Source organism: Bacillus sp. V26 (assembly GCF_034296245.1).
Lineage (GTDB): Bacteria > Bacillota > Bacilli > Bacillales > Bacillaceae > Bacillus > Bacillus halotolerans.
The window spans coordinates 202,302-220,610 of the sequence record NZ_JAXKQF010000007.1 but is presented as its reverse complement, the minus strand read 5'-3'; the positions used below and the strand labels follow the sequence as shown (position 1 = coordinate 220,610).

At 45.7% G+C, this 18,309-nt stretch carries 14 protein-coding genes and 1 pseudogene; 5 read left to right on the top strand and 10 right to left on the bottom strand.

What is annotated here, in order from left to right; genetic code table 11:
• Nucleotides 1-124: 124 nt before the first annotated feature.
• Genes UJ203_RS18525 through UJ203_RS18515 form a run of 3 tightly spaced genes read right to left on the bottom strand, consistent with a single transcriptional unit; the run spans nucleotide 125 to nucleotide 1,788 of the window.
• Entirely contained in the window at nucleotides 125-952 is an 828-nt protein-coding gene (locus UJ203_RS18525) for a YihY family inner membrane protein (RefSeq protein WP_024120586.1), read from the bottom strand.
• Between the two features lie 23 nt (nucleotides 953-975).
• On the bottom strand, nucleotides 976-1,299 hold the full coding sequence (locus UJ203_RS18520) for a hypothetical protein (RefSeq protein WP_024120585.1): 324 nt from the start codon (nucleotides 1,297-1,299) through the stop codon (nucleotides 976-978).
• An 18-nt stretch (nucleotides 1,300-1,317) separates the two neighbouring features.
• Nucleotides 1,318-1,788 (bottom strand): low molecular weight protein-tyrosine-phosphatase, encoded by a 471-nt coding sequence (locus UJ203_RS18515; protein WP_322013096.1) that lies wholly within the window; start codon nucleotides 1,786-1,788, stop codon nucleotides 1,318-1,320.
• A gap of 201 nt (nucleotides 1,789-1,989) precedes the next feature.
• On the opposite strand from UJ203_RS18515, the gene UJ203_RS18510 reads away from it, so the two are divergent.
• Together UJ203_RS18510 and UJ203_RS18505 are read left to right on the top strand one after the other, a co-directional pair.
• Nucleotides 1,990-2,205, top strand: coding sequence for a DUF1128 domain-containing protein (locus UJ203_RS18510; RefSeq protein WP_010333391.1), 216 nt, complete (start codon nucleotides 1,990-1,992; stop codon nucleotides 2,203-2,205).
• A gap of 163 nt (nucleotides 2,206-2,368) precedes the next feature.
• Complete coding sequence (locus UJ203_RS18505; protein WP_322013092.1) at nucleotides 2,369-3,565, top strand: MFS transporter; 1,197 nt, start codon at nucleotides 2,369-2,371, stop codon at nucleotides 3,563-3,565.
• A gap of 34 nt (nucleotides 3,566-3,599) precedes the next feature.
• On the opposite strand, the gene UJ203_RS18500 is transcribed toward UJ203_RS18505, so the two are convergent.
• Nucleotides 3,600-4,118: a type 1 glutamine amidotransferase domain-containing protein gene (locus UJ203_RS18500; protein ID WP_059336024.1), complete on the bottom strand. Its 519-nt coding sequence runs from the start codon at nucleotides 4,116-4,118 to the stop codon at nucleotides 3,600-3,602.
• A 242-nt stretch (nucleotides 4,119-4,360) separates the two neighbouring features.
• Between UJ203_RS18500 and UJ203_RS18495 the strand changes: the two genes are divergently transcribed.
• Nucleotides 4,361-8,737 carry a multifunctional 2',3'-cyclic-nucleotide 2'-phosphodiesterase/3'-nucleotidase/5'-nucleotidase gene (locus UJ203_RS18495; RefSeq protein ID WP_322013088.1) on the top strand — a complete coding sequence of 1,459 codons (4,377 nt, stop codon included), beginning with the start codon at nucleotides 4,361-4,363 and terminating at the stop codon, nucleotides 8,735-8,737.
• A gap of 34 nt (nucleotides 8,738-8,771) precedes the next feature.
• On the opposite strand, the gene UJ203_RS18490 is transcribed toward UJ203_RS18495, so the two are convergent.
• The 4 genes from UJ203_RS18490 to treP all read right to left on the bottom strand — a co-directional run bounded on the left by UJ203_RS18490 (nucleotide 8,772) and on the right by treP (nucleotide 13,487).
• Nucleotides 8,772-9,437 (bottom strand): NAD(P)H-dependent oxidoreductase, encoded by a 666-nt coding sequence (locus tag UJ203_RS18490; protein ID WP_044163631.1) that lies wholly within the window; start codon nucleotides 9,435-9,437, stop codon nucleotides 8,772-8,774.
• Between the two features lie 138 nt (nucleotides 9,438-9,575).
• Nucleotides 9,576-10,292, bottom strand: a complete 717-nt coding sequence (gene treR, locus UJ203_RS18485; RefSeq protein WP_024120578.1) for a trehalose operon repressor — start codon at nucleotides 10,290-10,292, stop codon at nucleotides 9,576-9,578.
• A gap of 20 nt (nucleotides 10,293-10,312) precedes the next feature.
• Nucleotides 10,313-12,001 carry an alpha,alpha-phosphotrehalase gene (treC, locus tag UJ203_RS18480; protein ID WP_305935097.1) on the bottom strand — a complete coding sequence of 563 codons (1,689 nt, stop codon included), beginning with the start codon at nucleotides 11,999-12,001 and terminating at the stop codon, nucleotides 10,313-10,315.
• Nucleotides 12,002-12,074: 73 nt separating this feature from the next.
• A complete protein-coding gene (gene treP, locus UJ203_RS18475; protein WP_059353393.1) occupies nucleotides 12,075-13,487 on the bottom strand; it encodes a PTS system trehalose-specific EIIBC component in 1,413 nt (470 codons plus the stop codon).
• Nucleotides 13,488-13,651: 164 nt separating this feature from the next.
• Here treP and UJ203_RS20955 point away from each other — a divergent pair.
• A pseudogene (locus UJ203_RS20955) lies at nucleotides 13,652-14,067 on the top strand (spore germination protein); the annotation flags it as partial.
• An 81-nt stretch (nucleotides 14,068-14,148) separates the two neighbouring features.
• Here the strand turns inward: UJ203_RS20955 and UJ203_RS18465 are convergent.
• Nucleotides 14,149-15,564, bottom strand: a complete 1,416-nt coding sequence (locus UJ203_RS18465) for a sodium:alanine symporter family protein (RefSeq protein ID WP_322013079.1) — start codon at nucleotides 15,562-15,564, stop codon at nucleotides 14,149-14,151.
• Between the two features lie 135 nt (nucleotides 15,565-15,699).
• On the bottom strand, nucleotides 15,700-16,092 hold the full coding sequence (locus UJ203_RS18460; RefSeq protein WP_322013077.1) for a DUF1992 domain-containing protein: 393 nt from the start codon (nucleotides 16,090-16,092) through the stop codon (nucleotides 15,700-15,702).
• 255 nt (nucleotides 16,093-16,347) lie between these two features.
• On the opposite strand from UJ203_RS18460, the gene ltaS reads away from it, so the two are divergent.
• A complete protein-coding gene (ltaS, locus tag UJ203_RS18455) occupies nucleotides 16,348-18,294 on the top strand; it encodes a lipoteichoic acid synthase (protein ID WP_322013075.1) in 1,947 nt (648 codons plus the stop codon).
• Nucleotides 18,295-18,309 lie beyond the last annotated feature (15 nt).

Genomic DNA, 18,309 nt, shown 5'->3' with positions numbered 1-18,309 from the left:
TGTTTTATGACTCGATTTGCTCTTTGAGTTCTGTTTGTTATGGCTTCCGCCTTTTTTCGTATGCTTTGTCATCACGTTTTGCCCCCCGGATCATTTTTGAACTGAAGTTCCTTTATAGGGTGCGCTAATTGTAGGGATTTTCATCAGGAAGCTTTTTACGTTTATGTAAAAGCGCGTTGATTTCTCCCCCTAAAATAATTAAAATCCCGCTTAAGTAAAACCAGATCATCAGGACGATGATCCCCCCAATGCTTCCGTATGTGGCGCTATAATTCGCAAATGTACTGACGTAAAACGAAAACAGGGTGCTGACGACAATCCAGCCGATGGCCGCAAACAGGGCACCCGGCATGACAAAGCGAAGCGACAGCTTTTTGTTAGGCGCGATGACGTACAAAGCGGAAAAAACAATCAGCAGCACAAGCGGGCTGACTCCCCAGCGGATCGCAGTCCAGATGGATAAAAACAGGTCCGAAGCGCCGACAAAGTCCGCAGCAAGCATTCCGATCTGCCTGCCGAATACCGGCAGAAGCAAGGCAACTAAAATGGTAAACACCATGGCGATCGTCAGAAAAATTGAGGTTAGACGTACAATGATAAAAGAGCGGTTTTCCTCCACTTCATACGCGTGGTTTAACGATCTGACGATGGCATTCATTCCATTAGACGCAGACCATAACGCCGCGATGATCCCGAATGACAGCAATCCGCCGTTTCGGTCATTTAATGTTTGGTGGGTAATGGATTCAACGAGGGACATCGCACTTCCGGGAGCGTATTGTTTTACAACCCCCAGCACGTCATCTGTAGAAATCGGAAGATACGCGGTGAGCGTCAGCATAAAAATCAAAAACGGAAACAGCGATAATAGAAAAAAATACGCCAGCTCCGCAGATTTGCTTTGCCCCTCATGAAGGGTGTATCTGCCGAACAGCTCTTTCAGAAAGTTCATGTCGTCTCACCTCGAATGTTTGATCATTTATCTTTTGTAAAATGTTCCTTTGTTTCCTGTACCAGCTCCATCACTTTCGGCGTTGTTTTCTTCAGCTCTTTGACTTGCTGATTAACGAAGCCGACTTCATCTGACAGCGTCTGGGCCAGCTGTTTTGCTTCATCAATTTTTGTAATGACATTGTTTTTCAATAGTTCAGGATTGTTTTTGTACAGAGACATTTTATGCTTGCACGTCATCCATCTCATGCCGCAGGCCTGTCTCGTCGGCTTATGGAGCAAGGATAGCGCCGCACCTGCCGCAGCTCCGAGAATGACACCTTTCAGCAACCAGCGTTCATTGTTCATGATGAACTCTCCTTTCCCTCACAATTGTTTTTCTTCTTGAATGGATGCAAGCAGATGCTCACAGCCTGATCTGATCAATTGATAGACCTCGTCAAAGTTCCCCGTGTAGTAAGGGTCGGGAACGTCCGCAAGATCTGAATCATCAACGTAGTCAAGCAGTCTCTTGATCGGTGCGGCTTTTTTAAAACCCGCCATGCTTCTCAGGCTTCCGATATTTTCTGTATCCATCGCAATGATGTAATCAAAATCGGTTAAATCCTGTTCGCGCACCTGGCGCGCCAGCATGCCTTCAAAGCTGATTCCTTCTCTGTGCAATATCTCCTGCGTTCCTTCATGCGGAGGATTGCCGACGTGCCAGCCGCCGATGCCGGCTGAGTCTGTTCTGATTTCCCCCTCTAATCCTTTTTTCGCTGCCAAGTCCCGAAATATCGCTTCCGCCATCGGAGACCGGCAAATGTTCCCCAAGCAAACAAATAACACGCTGATCATGTTGTGCAACCTCCCTATTCTTTGCCCATATTTCTCTAAAAAGAAACCTTTACCGCTATCTTATTAGGATGTTCAATCACTTTTCAACTGATGTCACCACTTTTTTGAAATAAATGGCCGAAATGAGAATAGGGTTTTTTTCTGATGGAATTCTGTTAGAATAAAACATACCAAATGACGCGAAAGAAAGGATGGAATCATTTGTCCAGCCAAAATACAGAAACATTAACTCAAATGATTGAAGAGATTTCACAAAAACTGAACATGCTGAATGTCGGGGTTATCAAAGCGGAAGACTTCAGCGACGAAAAAATAGAGGACCTCACCTACCTTCATAAAATGGTGATGAAAAAAGAAGCATTCAGCCCGAGCGAAATGCAGGCGATCGCTCAAGAACTTGCATCACTACGAAAATAAAGGGGCTTGCCGGCATCCGGCAAGTCTTTTTTCTTATTGATGAAGATGATTCTTTTTGCTTTCGTTTATTAGGGAGCCGGAAAGACGCGGCAGCAAGGCGCCGGGCTTCCTGAGGCCGGCGAATCCAGCAAATGGCCGAATAAGATTTTGAAGGAGTACTAGAATGAAAACGAAATACGTCAAAACAGCATCCGGAATGTACATCAACTACTTCTTGCTCGGAATGGTCAATATCATTCTCGCATCCAACATGTCCTCCTTAACGAAGCAGTGGAATACCGACCCGACAGGCATCAGTTATGTGATTGCGGCTATCGGATTCGGCAAGCTGCTGACATACGGAATATCTGGCGTTTTATCAGATAAAATAGGCAGAAAACCGCTCATTGTGGCTTCCGCCGGAATGATGGCTGTCTTTTTAATCGGTATTCCATTATCACCGAGTTATGAACTTGCGTTTGTGTTTGCTTTATTAGCCGGAGTCGCAAATTCGGCCATGGACGCAGGAACATATCCGGCTTTAACGGAGCTCTTCCCAACTGCTCCCAGCTCGGCGAATGTCTTGGTAAAAGCTTTTATGTCTCTCGGGGCCGCTCTTTTGCCGCTCCTGATTACAGTTTTGGCAGACCATAGCCTATTCTACGGATATGCATTTTATTTGCCGGCAGCTGTCTATGTGCTGAACATCCTCTGCTTATCAGCGATTTCGCTGCCAAAAAAACAGAAACAACCCATCAAACCCGGGCAACAGGGATCTCCTGCTTTCTTATCTGAACCAGACATGAAGAAAGAAGGCGCCGCGCTGATTATCATTGGTTTTACATCAACGGCTTTATTCACAGTCTCTCAAATCTGGCTTCCAAGCTTCGCCCAAAAGGCTGCAGGGTTAGCTGAATCAGCTTCTGTACAATTGCTGAGCTACTATAGTATAGGCGCTTTGGTATCTGTTTTATTATTAGCCCTTCTGCTGAACAGATGGGTAAAACCGGTGATGATTACACTGCTGTATCCGATTATTACATTATGTACGCTTGCCGTTATGCTGACAGTTCACGTCCCAGTGGTACTGGACATCACAGCCTTTTTCTTAGGATTTTCAACCGCGGGTGTGTTTCAAATTACCGTTACATTAATGACAGAGCTTTTCTGGAACCGCAAAGGCACTGTCACCGGAATTGTTGCGACAGCTTCAAGTATTGCGTCGATTCTGCTGCCGATTGCCACCGGGCTCATCGCAAAAGCGGGAGGCATAGCCCATATCTTTATGTTCGACTTCGGCATTGCCGTCATCGGAACAGCCTCTGCTGCCTTTTTGTATTACAGATACAATAAACTGACCGCAGGTTCCAAGCTATCATGAAAAAACGGACGTCCCCGCAGGGCGTCCGTTTTTGTTATTTTTCAAGCAGTGCCAAAGATTCGCGGTTAAATGCAGGAATGTCATCCGGCGTGCGGCTGGTGACCAATTGATTTTGGCAAACCACGACTTCCTGGTCAACGACATCGGCCCCCGCGTATTCCATATCTACACGAATGGACGTATAGCCTGTCGCTTTTCTGCCTTCCAGCGCTTTAGCAGTAATCAGCAGCTGCGGGCCGTGACAAATCGCAAATACCGGCTTTTTGTCCGTCATAAACGCTTTTGTAAACTGGACGAAACGCTCATCGGCACGAAGCTGGTCAGGTGAAAAACCTCCCGGAATTAATAGCGCGTCAAAGTCGGAAGGGTTTACGTCATCAATGGACGCATCGACTGTGACTTGCGCATTTCCCTGCTTGCCTTTTACGGTTTTCCCTTTTTCATTTTCAATAACGGTCAGCTCATGCCCCGCTTCTTTAAATGCTTTTGCTGGTTCAGTATACTCGCTGTCTTCGAAATAATCTGTCAGCACAACTGCGATTTTTTTACCCATGATTGATAACCTCCCCCTTAATATGTCTACATAAAACACTCTACCCCAGCCACAATATAATAAACATTTTGCAGAGCTGACATACGATAAGCATAATGACCCAATTCACATCACCCAAAGATGATACATAATACTTATTTTTCTCCCTTTTACAATAATCATAAAGAAACATCTACAAATGCTTACAAAATATTCTTACAATAGAACCAGTAACACAAATTTCGTTGAAAGGTGGAGAACTGGTGAGAATACAGAAAAGACGAAAAGACGTCAGTAACATTCTCCGTATTCTGCTGCCCCCAATTATGATACTTAGCCTAATCCTCCCAACACCGCCCGTTCATGCAGAAGAAAACACGGCTCCTCAAGTGAATCTCAGTATTTTGGCTACAACTGATATTCATGCCAACATGATGGATTACGATTACTACAGCGACAAAGAAACGACAGAATTCGGGCTTGCCAGAACGGCACAGCTGATCCAAAAGCACCGCGAGGAGAACCCAAACACCCTGCTCGTGGATAACGGTGACTTGATTCAAGGAAATCCGCTGGGCGAATACGCAGTGAAATACGAAAAAGACAACATTATCTCCGGTGCAAAAACCCACCCGATTATCAGCGTCATGAACGCGCTGAAGTATGACGCAGGAACACTTGGCAATCATGAATTCAATTACGGGCTCGACTTTCTTGACGGCACGATCAAAGGAGCCGATTTCCCGATTGTAAACGCCAATGTGAAAACAACTGGCGGCGAACACCGTTATACGCCGTATGTCATTAACGAGAAAACAGTCACAGATGAAAACGGAAACGAACAGAAGATCAAAGTAGGCTACATAGGCTTTGTCCCGCCGCAAATCATGACCTGGGACAAAAAGAATCTCGAAGGACAGGTTCAGGTGCAGGATATCGTCGAATCTGCCAATGAAACGATTCCGAAAATGAAGGCAGAAGGCGCGGATGTCATTATTGCCCTTGCCCACACCGGTATTGAAAAGCAGGCGCAATCGTCAGGTGCAGAAAACGCCGTTTTTGACCTGGCCACGAAAACAAAGGGCATTGATGCGATTGTCTCGGGCCATCAGCACGGACTCTTCCCTTCCGCAGAATATGCGGGTGCCGCTCAGTTTGATGTTGAAAAAGGAACCATTAACGGCATTCCGGTCGTCATGCCAAGCAGCTGGGGCAAATACTTAGGCGTCATTGACCTCAAGCTTGAAAAAACAGACGGCTCATGGAAGGTCGCAGATTCCAAGGGCAGCATCGAATCAATTTCCGGCAGCGTCACATCCAGAAACGAAGCCGTCACAAAAGCCATTCAGCAAACACATCAAAATACGCTGGAATATGTCAGAAAGCCTGTCGGAAAAACAGAAGCCGACATTAACAGCTTCTTTGCACAAGTCAAGGACGACCCTTCTATTCAAATTGTGACAGATGCGCAAAAATGGTACGCGGAAAATGAAATGAAGGATACCGAGTATAAGGATCTTCCGATTTTGTCAGCAGGCGCGCCGTTTAAAGCCGGCGGCAGAAACGGAGCCAATTACTATACAAACATTCCGGCCGGGGATCTTGCGATTAAAAACGTCGGAGACTTGTATCTGTACGATAATACCCTCCAGATCGTGAAGCTGACCGGCAGCGAGGTGAAGGACTGGCTCGACATGTCAGCTGGCCAATTTAATCATATCAATCCGTCAAAAGGCGGCGATCAGGCCTTGCTGAATGAGAATTTCCGCTCCTACAACTTTGACGTGATTGACGGCGTTACCTATCAGGTCGATGTCACAAAACCGGCCAAATACAACGAAAACGGAAAAGTGATTAACGCGGATTCAAGCCGGATCATCAACCTTTCCTATGAAGGCAAACCGATCAGCCCGAGCCAGGAATTTCTCGTAGTCACGAATAATTACCGCGCCTCCGGCGGCGGCGGTTTCCCTCATCTGACGAGTGATAAGATTGTCCACGGCTCCGCAGTTGAAAACAGACAGGTACTGATGGATTACATTATTGAACAGAAAACATTAAATCCAAAAGCCGATAACAACTGGTCGATTGCACCGGTTTCCGGCACGAATTTGACGTTTGAATCTTCGCTTTTAGCTAAGCCTTTTGCGGACAAAGCCGATGATGTGGCTTATGTGAGACATTCTTCAAATGAAGGCTATGGCGTGTACAAGCTTCAATTTGACGACGATTCAGATACCGATCCTCCTGAAGGCGGATTATGGGATCTTACCGTCATGCATACAAATGATACGCACGCGCACCTTGATGACGCAGCCAGACGAATGACGAAAATCAGCGAAGTAAGAAGCGAAACAGACCATAACATCCTGCTTGACGCGGGAGATGTGTTTTCCGGCGACCTGTATTTCACGAAATGGAACGGTTTAGCCGACCTGAAACTGATGAACATGATGGGCTATGACGCCATGACCTTCGGAAACCACGAATTTGATAAAGGTCCGTCTGTGCTTTCTGATTTTCTCAGCGGGAACAGCACAACTGTCGATCCGGCGAATCGCTATCACTTTGAAGCGCCTGATTTCCCAATCGTCAGCGCGAACGTGGATGTATCAAATGAACCTAAGCTGAAATCATATGTCAAAAAGCCGCAGACCTTTACTGCGGGAGAAAAGAAAGAGCCGGGCATCCATCCGTACATTCTGTTAGACGTTGACGGTGAAAAAGTCGCCGTGTTCGGACTGACAACAGAAGACACAGCCACAACATCAAGCCCGGGCAAAAGCATTGTATTTAACGACGCATTTAAAACTGCGCAGAACACCGTGAAAACGATTCAGGAAGAAGAAAAAGTAAACAAAATTATCGCGCTCACCCACATTGGGCATAACCGCGATCTTGAGCTAGCCAAAAAAGTGAAAGGCATTGACTTGATCATCGGCGGACACACCCACACTCTCGTGGACAAAATGGAGGTCGTGGAAAACGACGAACCGACTATCGTGGCACAGGCAAAAGAATACGGCCAATTCTTAGGGCGTGTCGATGTCGCGTTTGATGATGACGGCGTCGTTCAAACAGACAAATCAAATCTAAGCGTACTGCCGATTGATGAGAATACTGAAGAAAACGCCGAAGCAAAAGACGAACTCAAAAATTTCAAAAAAGAATTAGAGGACGTCAAAAATGAAAAAGTCGGCTACACGGATGTAGCCCTTGACGGCCAGCGTGAGCATGTGCGCACGAAGGAAACCAATCTCGGGAACTTCATCGCGGACGGCATGCTTGCAAAAGCAAAAGAAGCAGCCGGCGCCAGAATAGCGATAACAAATGGCGGCGGCATCAGAGCAGGCATTGATAAAGGCGATATCACTCTCGGCGAAGTACTGAACGTGATGCCGTTCGGCAACACGCTTTACGTGGCTGATTTGACCGGAAAACAAATCAAAGAAGCTCTTGAACAAGGATTAAGCAATGTGGAGAACGGAGGCGGGGCCTTCCCTCAGGTGGCTGGAATTGAATATACCTTTACATTAAACAACGAACCTGGACACCGTGTTTTAGACGTGAAAATCGAATCGCCTAGCGGAGACAAAGTTGATCTGAATACAGATGATACCTACCGCGTCGCAACAAATCATTTTGTCGGCGGCGGTGGAGACGGATACTCTGTCTTTACGGAAGCTTCTCATAGTGAAGACCTCGGCTACGTCGATTATGAGATTTTCACCGAGCAGCTGAAAAAGCTTGGTGACAAGGTCTCTCCGAAAATCGAAGGACGGATCAAAGAAGTATTCCTGCCGACAAAGCAGAAGGATGGCAGCTGGACACTCGATGAAGACAAATTTGTGATTTATGCCAAAAACGCCAACAAGCCGTTTGTCTATTATGAAACGTCTGAAGGATCACAAGAGAAACCAATCAATCTAAAAATGAAAAAAGACCAGGTCAAGCTATTGAAGGATAGAGAATTAGATCCTTCCCTGACGGTGTTCAACTACTGGTACAGCATGAAGCTTCCAATGGCGAATATCAAAACCGCGAACACTGAAATCGGAATCAAATCTAAGGGAGAATTAAACGTCTCCCTATCAAATGTATATGACTTTACAGTGAAGCAAAAAGGAAAAGAAGTGAAATCATTCAAGGAACCCGTTCAGCTTTCGCTTCGGATGTTTGATATTGAAGAAGCCCATAACCCTGCCATTTATTATGTCGACAGGAAAAAGAAAGCTTTCACAAAGACAGATAACGGATCAGTTGACGATGATATGGTGACAGGATACACAAACCACTTCAGCGAATACACGATCTTAAATTCCGGTGCTCACGATAAACCGCCGGCGTTCCCGTCCGATCAGCCGACAGGCGGCGGTGATGACGGCAAGAATGGCGGAGGGCCCGACAATCCAGGCGGAAAGCAGCCGAATGACGGCAAAGGCGGCGATCAAACACCTCCCGGCACTGAACCAACAAATGGATCGGGCGGATCGGGAACCGATGGACCGGCTGGCGGCTTGCTTCCTGACACAGCCACGTCCATGTATTCCATCCTGCTGGCCGGGTTTCTGATCAGCGCACTCGGAACAGCATTATATTTGCATCAGCGAAGAAAACAGAACAGAGCGAATCAAGCATAAAAAAAAGCTGCTCGTTATCGAGCAGCTTTCGTTTTTATACCCACTTCACAACATCTTCAACTGCAGATCTTGTTTTCGGACGAGGGTCTCGCACACGGTAGCCGAACGCCACCATAACAGAAATATCAAAGCTTCCGTTTTCCAGAAGGCCTTCTTCTTCAAGGATGCGATGAATTTCATCATATTGGAAGCCTTCCACAGGGCAGGAATCAACGCCGATTTGCGCAGCGGCTGTCATCATGTTGCCAAGTGCAATATAGGTTTGTTTGGATGCCCAGTCAAACAATGTTCTGTCACTTTCAAGCAAATGCAAATCGTGCTTCTGGAACTCCTCTGTTTTGCTGAGATAGCCTTCATACACGTCTTGCGGCATTTGTTTTACTTCTTTTAAATGACGTTTGATGTAGTCCGCATTATATTTGATATCCTTCGCTGTACGCGCCAGAATCAGGACGAAATGGCTTGCTGTCGGAAGCTGCTTTTGCGCGCCCCATGTGTATTCGCGAAGCTTTTCGCGGAATTCGGGATTTTGGACAACAACGAATTTCCAAGGCTCAAGGCCGAGTGAACTTGGAGATAGTCTTCCTGTTTCTAAAATAAATTCAAAATCGCTGTCTGATACTTTTTTATTCGGGTCAAATTCCTTTGTCGCATGTCTGAAATTGTATGCGTCCAGAATTTGTTTCTTTACATCTGCCATGTTAAGCACCTCTCCTTTTGGTTACTCTCACTTCTATTGTAGCCATTCTCATAAAAAGTAAAAGTACGCACATTTTTGTATGATAGTATCAATTTTGATACCAAGAGAAAAAAGCGCTCTGCCGCAGGCAGGCGCTCTTTATTTTCCCCGTCGCGCAAAATCGACAAACCTGAATTTGTCCAGACGGTGTCTGCTTTCCGTATATTGAAAGAGACTTGTATCCTCTAAAAAGACATAGTTTCTCACAACCACCATATGGTCATAGCCTCGTAAATCAAGCAATTCCCTGTCCTCATCCGTACACGGCTCGGCCACAATTTCTTTCTGCGCGTAACTGATCGAAAGACCAAGCTCTCCTTCAATATATTCATAAATGGAGTTTTCGCAAATTTCTTTCGTCAGGTGAGGCACATGCTTTCTGAAAAAGTAGTCCTTGTCCAAGATGACATGCTCCCCGTCAATCTTTCTTGACCTGATCACTTCCCATATGTCATCATCCGGCTGTGCCCGAAGCTGTTTTTGGATCAGATCTGACGGGGGCACCAGCCCGAATTTGTGAACGGCTGTTTTCGTTTCTTTCCCCAAAGTTTGCGCAAGTTCCTTGAAGCTGACAAGCCCAGAGACCGGAAACTGCATTTTTTCACGGTTGAGAATCACGGAGCCTTTCCCCCTGATTTTCTGGATATATCCATTTTGAGCCAGCATGTGAAGCGCCTTTCGAACCGTTTCTCTTGATGTGCCGTACTGTGCGGTCAATTCATGTTCAGACGGAAGAATCTCCTCCGCCTTCCATCGGCCGTCTTCAATTTGCTGTGCGATGTCTTTATAGATTGTGATAAATTTATTCACCTTCATTTATGACCACCCAGCTTAGTTTAGCACGGTTTTGTTAAATGATAAACAATGGACTCATACGGGCGGAGCGTCATATTCTTCAGTTCTTCTCTCTCTTCATCGTTTGTCAAAAGCACCTCTGCCTTCCACTCGCCGGGCTTCAGCGTGTCCGGCAGTGTAAAGGCTGCCTCCGTCCCGTAAAAATTATTGATGACGAGCAGCTTCTCATTTTCTCCATGTCTCATATACGCAAAAACGTTCGGATCATCCTTTGCGATCAATTCATACGTTCCCTCTGTGACAATGTCATAGGTTTTTCGGATCTGGATCAGCTTCCGGTAGTGATAAAAGACCGAGTGTTTGTCCTTCAGCGCCGCCTCGGCATTGATCTCCCGGTAATTGCCGGCGGCCGGTATCCATGGCGTGCCTGTTGTAAATCCGGCATTCGGCGTATCATCCCACTGGACGGGTGTTCTGGAATTGTCACGGGATTTTTCCTGTAAAATGGCTAAAATCTCTTTTTCCGCCATGCCTTTTTTCTTGAAGGCGTGATACATGTTCAGCGACTCGACATCCCGATAGGAGCTGATGCCGGTAAACTTCGGATTGGTCATGCCGAGCTCTTCCCCCTGATAAATATAAGGCGTGCCCTGCATCATATGAATGGCCGTCGCAAGCATTTTTGCTGATTTCACCCGATATGGACCGTCATTTCCATATCTCGATACAATGCGCGGCTGATCGTGATTGCACCAGAACAAAGCGTTCCAGCCCCCTCCCGCCTGCATCTCCGTCTGCCAAACGGATAAGATCTCCTTCAGCTTCAGAAAATCGAACGGAGCCAAGGCCCATTTTTCTCCGTTTGGATAATCGACCTTGAGATGATGGAAGTTAAACGTCATATCAAGCTCTTCATTGCCGGGATTTGTATATCGGATGCAATGGTCAATCGATGTAGAAGACATCTCACCGACCGTCATGCTGTCATAATGTGAAAACACCTTTTCGTTCATTTCATGCAGAAATTCATGCACCCGCGGCCCGTCAGTGTAAAAGGTACGGCCATCATTGCCGTCTTCCGCATTCGGAAAGCGCTGGTCTTTTGAAATCAGATTAATGACATCAAGCCTGAAGCCATCAATTCCTTTTTCAAACCAAAAATGCATCATCTCATAGACATGCTTTCTGACCTCATCATTTTCCCAATTCAAATCAGCCTGTGTGACATCAAACAGGTGCAGATAATATTGGCCTGAGGCTTCGTCAAGCTTCCATGCCGAGCCGCCGAATTTCGATTCCCAGTTTGTCGGGGCTGTACCGTCTTCGTTCTGGTTTTTCCATATATAAAAATCACGGTATGGGCTGTCTTTTGAAGAAATCGCCTCTCTAAACCATTTGTGCTCAGTTGACGTATGATTGACCACAAGATCCATGACGACTTTTAAGCCTCTTTTGTGCGCTTCAGCTAATAAGCGTTCAAAATCTTCCATTGTGCCGTACTCTTGATAAATCGTGTAGTAATCCCGAATATCATACCCATTATCATGCTGCGGCGAGTCGTAAATCGGCGTTAGCCAAAGAACATCAACCTGAAGCGTTTTTAAGTAATCAAGCTTTTCAATAATTCCATTCAAATCGCCAATGCCGTTTCCCGTCGTATCTTTAAAGCTTTTCGGATAAATTTGATAAACCACGGCTTTTTTCCACCATGGTGTTTGTTCTGTTTTCATCTGTCTCCACCACCGTCTTTTTTTAATGAAAATGGGAAAAGGGACCGTAAAAAACACGTCCCGCTCCCCTTTGTTATTTACGTTTCAGTCGCGCATAAGCGTATGTTCCGGCAAACGGAACAATTAAGACAATCGCCATCCCGATTGCGAATGCGCCCCAGTACTGGCTCATAATCGAGAAAATGCCGGGCACGCCGCCAACACCGACAGAGCTAGCCAAAACGCCTTGAGATGAGATATACATCCCGGCCAGCCCTGAGCTGATCATCGCAATGATAAACGGAAATCTGTAGCGAAGGTTCACCCCGAATATGGCAGGCTCTGTAATGCCCAGATAAGCGGAAATGCCTGATGTTAAGGAAAGGCCTTTTTGTTTCTCATCCTTTACGATAAACATCATCGCCAGCGCCGCTGACCCTTGAGCAATATTTGACAGCGCCAGCATCGGCCATAAAAAAGTGCCTCCAAGCTTAGAGCCGATCAGCTGCAGATCAACTGCCAAAAACGTATGATGCATTCCGGTAATCACCAGCGCCGAGTATAAGCCGCCGTACAGCAGCCCGCCCAGCGCGGCAAATGAGCCGAACACCGAGATAAGCCCCGAAGTTAACACATTCCCGATCGCAAATGTGACCGGTCCGATAATGATAAAGGATGCAAAACCGGTCACGAGCAGCGTAATCGGCGCGACGACTAAAAGCTGTATCCCCTCGGGTGTCCGTTTCGTCAAAAACAATTCAATCTTGGCGAGCAAATACGAAGCGAGCAAAATCGGGAGCACCTGCCCCTGGTAGCCGACCTTCTGCACCTCAAGGCCGAAAAGATTCCATACAGGGATCTCTCCGCTTTGTTCCGCAGCGCCATACCCCCACGCATTCAGTAAATCAGGATGCACGAGCATAACGCCGAGCACAATGCCGAGGAGCGGATTGCCGCCAAACCGCTTCACCGCCGACCAGCCGATCAGCGCTGGCAGGAACGTAAAGGCCGTGCCTGCGATTAAATTGATCATATTGGCGAGATCCGCCCACTGCGGGTACACCTGCACAATCGATTTTGTACTGAAGAAAATCCCCTGCGCCGTTAAGATATTGTTGATCCCCATTAAGAGACCCGCCGTGACAATCGCAGGCAAAATCGGAATAAATATATCTGCAAGCGTTTTCACAGCACGCTGTAAAGGATTCATATTTTTTTCTGAGGCCTTCTTCACGTCATCCTTTGTTGACTCGCCAATCCCCGTTTCCTTGACCAGTTCCGCATATACTTTGTTGACTGTTCCCTGGCCGATCACAACCTGAAACTGCCCGTTTGTCGAAAACGATCCCTTTACAACATCGATTTGATCCAGCACTTCTTGGTCAACCTTGCTTTCATCTATTAACGCGAAGCGTAAACGTGTTACACAATGAGTTGCCGCTGCAATATTTTCAGCACCGCCGACTGCTTCAACAATTTGCCGTGCTGATCTGTTCAGTTCCCCCATGCCAACCCCTCCGTTTGATAACTTGTATATACAACTTATGTTTATATTGTATTCCTGTATAAACATGTAGTCAACAACTTTTTATAGCGCTTTCATACTATTCGTAAAGTCATAGAATATCTTAAACAGGCAGGGTTGCTCTAAAGAATAAACACGAGAAAGCCCTGCAGCTCCTGCGTGAGCTCAAAGACAATAAGGAAAGGCCGATTTCTCCCATCTCAAGGAAAACTCTGACCTTTTTTAACAGAAGGCTGCTCAGATTTCGTGTTTAGAAAGTTTGACTTCGGAAATGTGCATGCGGATTTATTGTATATATCGAAGGAATCGTAAAATCTGAATCTATTCAGGTTCACGTCCTCCGTCTTTTTTTGCGGCATCTGAGGGATGAAATAAGGAAAACGAGGAATCTCAGCCGATATGCTGTCTATTTCCAGCGTATCGGCTGAGACGAGTTTAGATCTATTATTTTGTGAACGGCAAAATGCCTGATTGTAAAATAAAAGGCGGCCAAAGGAGAGTCATTGAAGAACCGATCACCGAGTCAGAAGGCTTTACAGAAAGCCTCCGAGTCAATACCGCTCATTAATGTGGTGATGCGATCTTGCTGCCTTTGTTCATCTAATTGATCATCAAGAGTAAGACGATGTTGATTCCAAAAACCCTAAGAGTTTTCAGCTTCTTTTGTCTGGTAAACAGCACTCTGTTTCGTTTTTCTTCTATCTTTCAAGTAATACTGTTCAGATGTGAAAAATTCGGTATACAGCGCTTTTACCTTCTTGCTCAATAATAACAGCGCAATCACATTCGGAACGAGAATGAAAACTAACGCTAAGTCCAGAAAACCCCAGATGGCTTTTGCTCCGCCGGCGGCACCTATGATAATAGCCGCTAAATAGACGAATTTAATGACATGTCCCGACAGCCGTCCGAATAGAAATTCAGCTTGTTTTACGCCGTAAAATATGACAACCATAATGGTCGAGACAACAAAAAAGACGAGAGAAATCGAAACGAAGTACCCTCCGCCAGATCCGAAATAGTGCTGAAATGCAGCCGTAGTCAGTGCTGCTGGGTCACTTGAGGCGTTCTTCCCTGTCCAGACTCCGGATGCAAGGACGACAAATGCCGTGGTGGTGCAGATAATCAAGGTGTCAATGACAATGCCGATCACAGACCAGAAGCCTTGTCTTACGGGGTGGTCAGTCATTGCCGCCGCATGTGCAATCGGGGCGGTTCCCATCCCGGCTTCATTAGAATACAGGCCGCGGGCAAACCCCCAGCGGATGGTTTCAGCCAAGGCAGCGCCTGCAAATCCTCCTGCTGCCGAAGAAGAAGTAAACGCATTCGAAAATATGAGAGAGAAAAACGCCGGAACAGATGAAAGATTCATAAGAACAATCAGGAGACCGGCTCCCGCGTATGCACCTGCCATGAGAGGCACGACAAACTCTGTTACTTTTCCGATCCGCTTAACCCCGCCAATTACAACTAAACCAATCAAAAACGCGATGCCGATTCCGGCGTATATTTTATTGAAAGAAAACGTTTCGGCAAGAGAGACTGAAACTGAATTCCCCTGAACCATTATGCTTGGAATCAGCTCTACGATCAGTGCAACAGAAAAAAACACGCCGAGCCATTTCATGCGCAGCCCTTTTGTTATGTAATACATCGGTCCCCCGACAAATTCACCCTGCTCATTTTTTTCTCTGTAATGAACCGCAAGCACACTTTCTGAAAACTTAATTGCCATAGCAAATAAGGCAACCAGCCACATCCAAAAAACAGCCCCGGGACCGCCAAACATGATAGCCGCAGGCACTCCGACAATGTTCGCCGCCCCAATCGTCGAACTGAGGGCTGATGTCAATGCTTGAAGCGGCGTAACTGTCCCCTCTCCCTTCGGCTTTTCTCCTACGCTGCCGATCGTCTGCTTCAAAATATATAAAGGATAGCGAAATTGAAAAAACTTCAGCAAAATGGTGAAGTACAATCCCGTCCCCGTCAGTAAGATAATTAGCGGCGGCCCCCACAGCCAATCAGATATACGCTCTACCCATTCTAATAGTTGTTCCATCCCATCACCCTTTCCCGTTTATGGGTCAATTCCCCACAGATGGAAAAACATAAACCTTTTAGGGCAGACAGAACTAAGTCAAATTGAGGAAGAAAGGAAGCTGGACGGCTAAAAAACATCGCCTGACAAGGAAAACTAAGTGGAAGAAGGTCTGTTTCGCCCCAGCCGCTCATATACTTGATTCTTATAAAACGATGACGCTGGTTTGGAAAACATGCCTTTTTTGTCGGCAAGCTTATCGAGCATCAGCTGCTTCTCTGATTTTTTTCTTACTAATTGCTCACGTTCCTTTTCGTCATAGCACTTGGAGATTAAATGGTTGAGGGTCATAAGCTCTTTTTTCAGTGCACCCTCATCCTCAGCCATCCCTGCATTTTTTAACATTCGGTATCCCATCCGCAGGGATTCCGGCAAGTGGGCCGCATCATCCTTTGGCAGCGGTTTTCCCATTCCCGGCAGGTTGTCAAAATCTCCGTCTTTGATGGCGCGTTTAATCTTATCTTCAGACACAATATGAGAAAAATCCATCGTCCCACCTCTTTTCATTAATGAACATATTTTATCATACAGCTGTCACAAACCATATTATTCCTTTATTTACAGTAATAAACCTGCTTTTACATCTGGCAAATTCCTAAGAAAACGTTGATTCGACGGCGTTTTTCGCCACTTTTTCCATCGGACGATTTTCACTTTTCTAATCCGCTGATTCGTGTTATATTGGATACGTTCGTTTTTTCTATCGTTTCGCTCGAACTGTGATCGGAAAAAAGGAGTGTAACAATGAAAACATTTATAAAAGAAAGAGGACTGGCCTTCTTCTTAATTGCGGTCGTCCTGTTATGGGTAAAGACGTATGTCGGTTATGTCCTGAACTTCAATTTAGGAATAGACAACACGATCCAGAAAATATTGCTTTTTGTGAATCCGCTCAGCTCAAGCTTATTCTTTCTTGGATTTGGACTTTTGTTCAAGAAAAAATTACAGCAGACAGCCATCATAGTGATTCATTTTTTAATGTCTTTTTTACTGTACGCAAACATTGTGTATTACCGATTCTTCAATGATTTTATTACGATTCCGGTCATTATGCAGGCTAAAACAAACGGCGGCCAACTCGGTGACAGCGCATTTTCGCTGATGAGACCGACTGACGCCTTTTACTTTATCGATACGATCATTCTGATTATCTTAGCGATTAAAGTGAACAAGCCTGCCGATACGTCTAACAAAAAATCATTCCGAATCGTTCTTGCGTCTTCGATTCTCGTTTTCTTAATCAACCTGGCAGTTGCGGAGTCAGACCGTCCTGAATTGCTGACAAGATCATTTGACCGAAACTATCTTGTCAAATATTTAGGAACATACAATTTCACGATTTATGACGCTGTGCAGAATGTCAAATCCAACAGCCAGCGCGCACTTGCCGATTCAAGCGACGTAACGGAAGTTGAGAACTACATGAAAGCCAATTACGATGTGCCGAACAATGTGTATTTCGGCAAAGCGGAAGGAAAAAACGTCATTTACGTTTCACTTGAATCTTTACAGTCCTTTATCATCGACTATAAAATTGATGGCAAAGAAGTGACACCGTTCTTAAATAAACTGGCGCACGATAACGAAACGTTCTACTTTGATAACTTTTTCCACCAAACAGGACAAGGTAAAACATCGGATGCAGAATTTATGATGGAAAACTCTCTGTACCCGCTGGCCCAGGGTTCCGTTTTCGTTAATAAAGCGCAAAACACGCTTCAATCCGTTCCGGCGATTTTGAAGTCTAAAGATTACACATCTGCTACGTTCCACGGGAATACGCAGACGTTCTGGAACCGAAACGAAATGTACAAAGCGGAAGGCATTGATAAGTTCTTCGACTCTGCTTACTATGACATGAACGAAGAAAACACGAAAAACTACGGCATGAAAGATAAACCGTTCTTTAAAGAATCAATGCCGCTGTTAGAAAGCCTGCCGCAGCCGTTCTATACGAAGTTCATTACCCTGTCTAACCACTTCCCATTCGGAATGGATGAGGGGGATACTGACTTCCCGGCTGGAGACTTTGGCGACTCTGTCGTCAACAACTACTTCCAGTCAGCCCATTACCTTGATCAGTCCATTGAACAATTTTTCAATGACCTGAAAAAAGACGGGTTATATGATAAATCGGTTATCGTGATGTACGGAGACCACTACGGCATCTCTGAAAACCACAATAACGCGATGGCCAAAGTGCTTGGCAAAGATGAAATTACCGATTATGACAACGCCCAGCTTCAGCGGGTGCCGCTCTTTATCCACGCTGCCGGCGTGAAGGGCGAAAAAGTTCATAAATATGCCGGAGACGTCGATGTGGCTCCAACCCTTCTGCATTTGCTCGGAGTGGATACGAAAGACTACTTGATGTCCGGTTCTGATATTTTATCTAAAGAACACCGTGAAGTGATTCCGTTCCGTAACGGAGACTTTATATCACCGAAGTACACGAAAATATCCGGCAAGTACTATGACACAAAAACCGGTAAACAGCTTGATGAATCTGAGATCGACAAGTCAGAAGACTCACTCGTCAAGAAGGAACTCGAAATGTCCGATAAAATCATAAACGGAGACCTGCTGCGTTTCTACAACCCGAAAGGTTTTACAAAGGTGAACCCTTCCGATTATGATTACACAAAACATGGCGAGGATTCAGAGACGTCCACAAAAGACGAAGATAAATAAGAAAAAAGCAGAGAG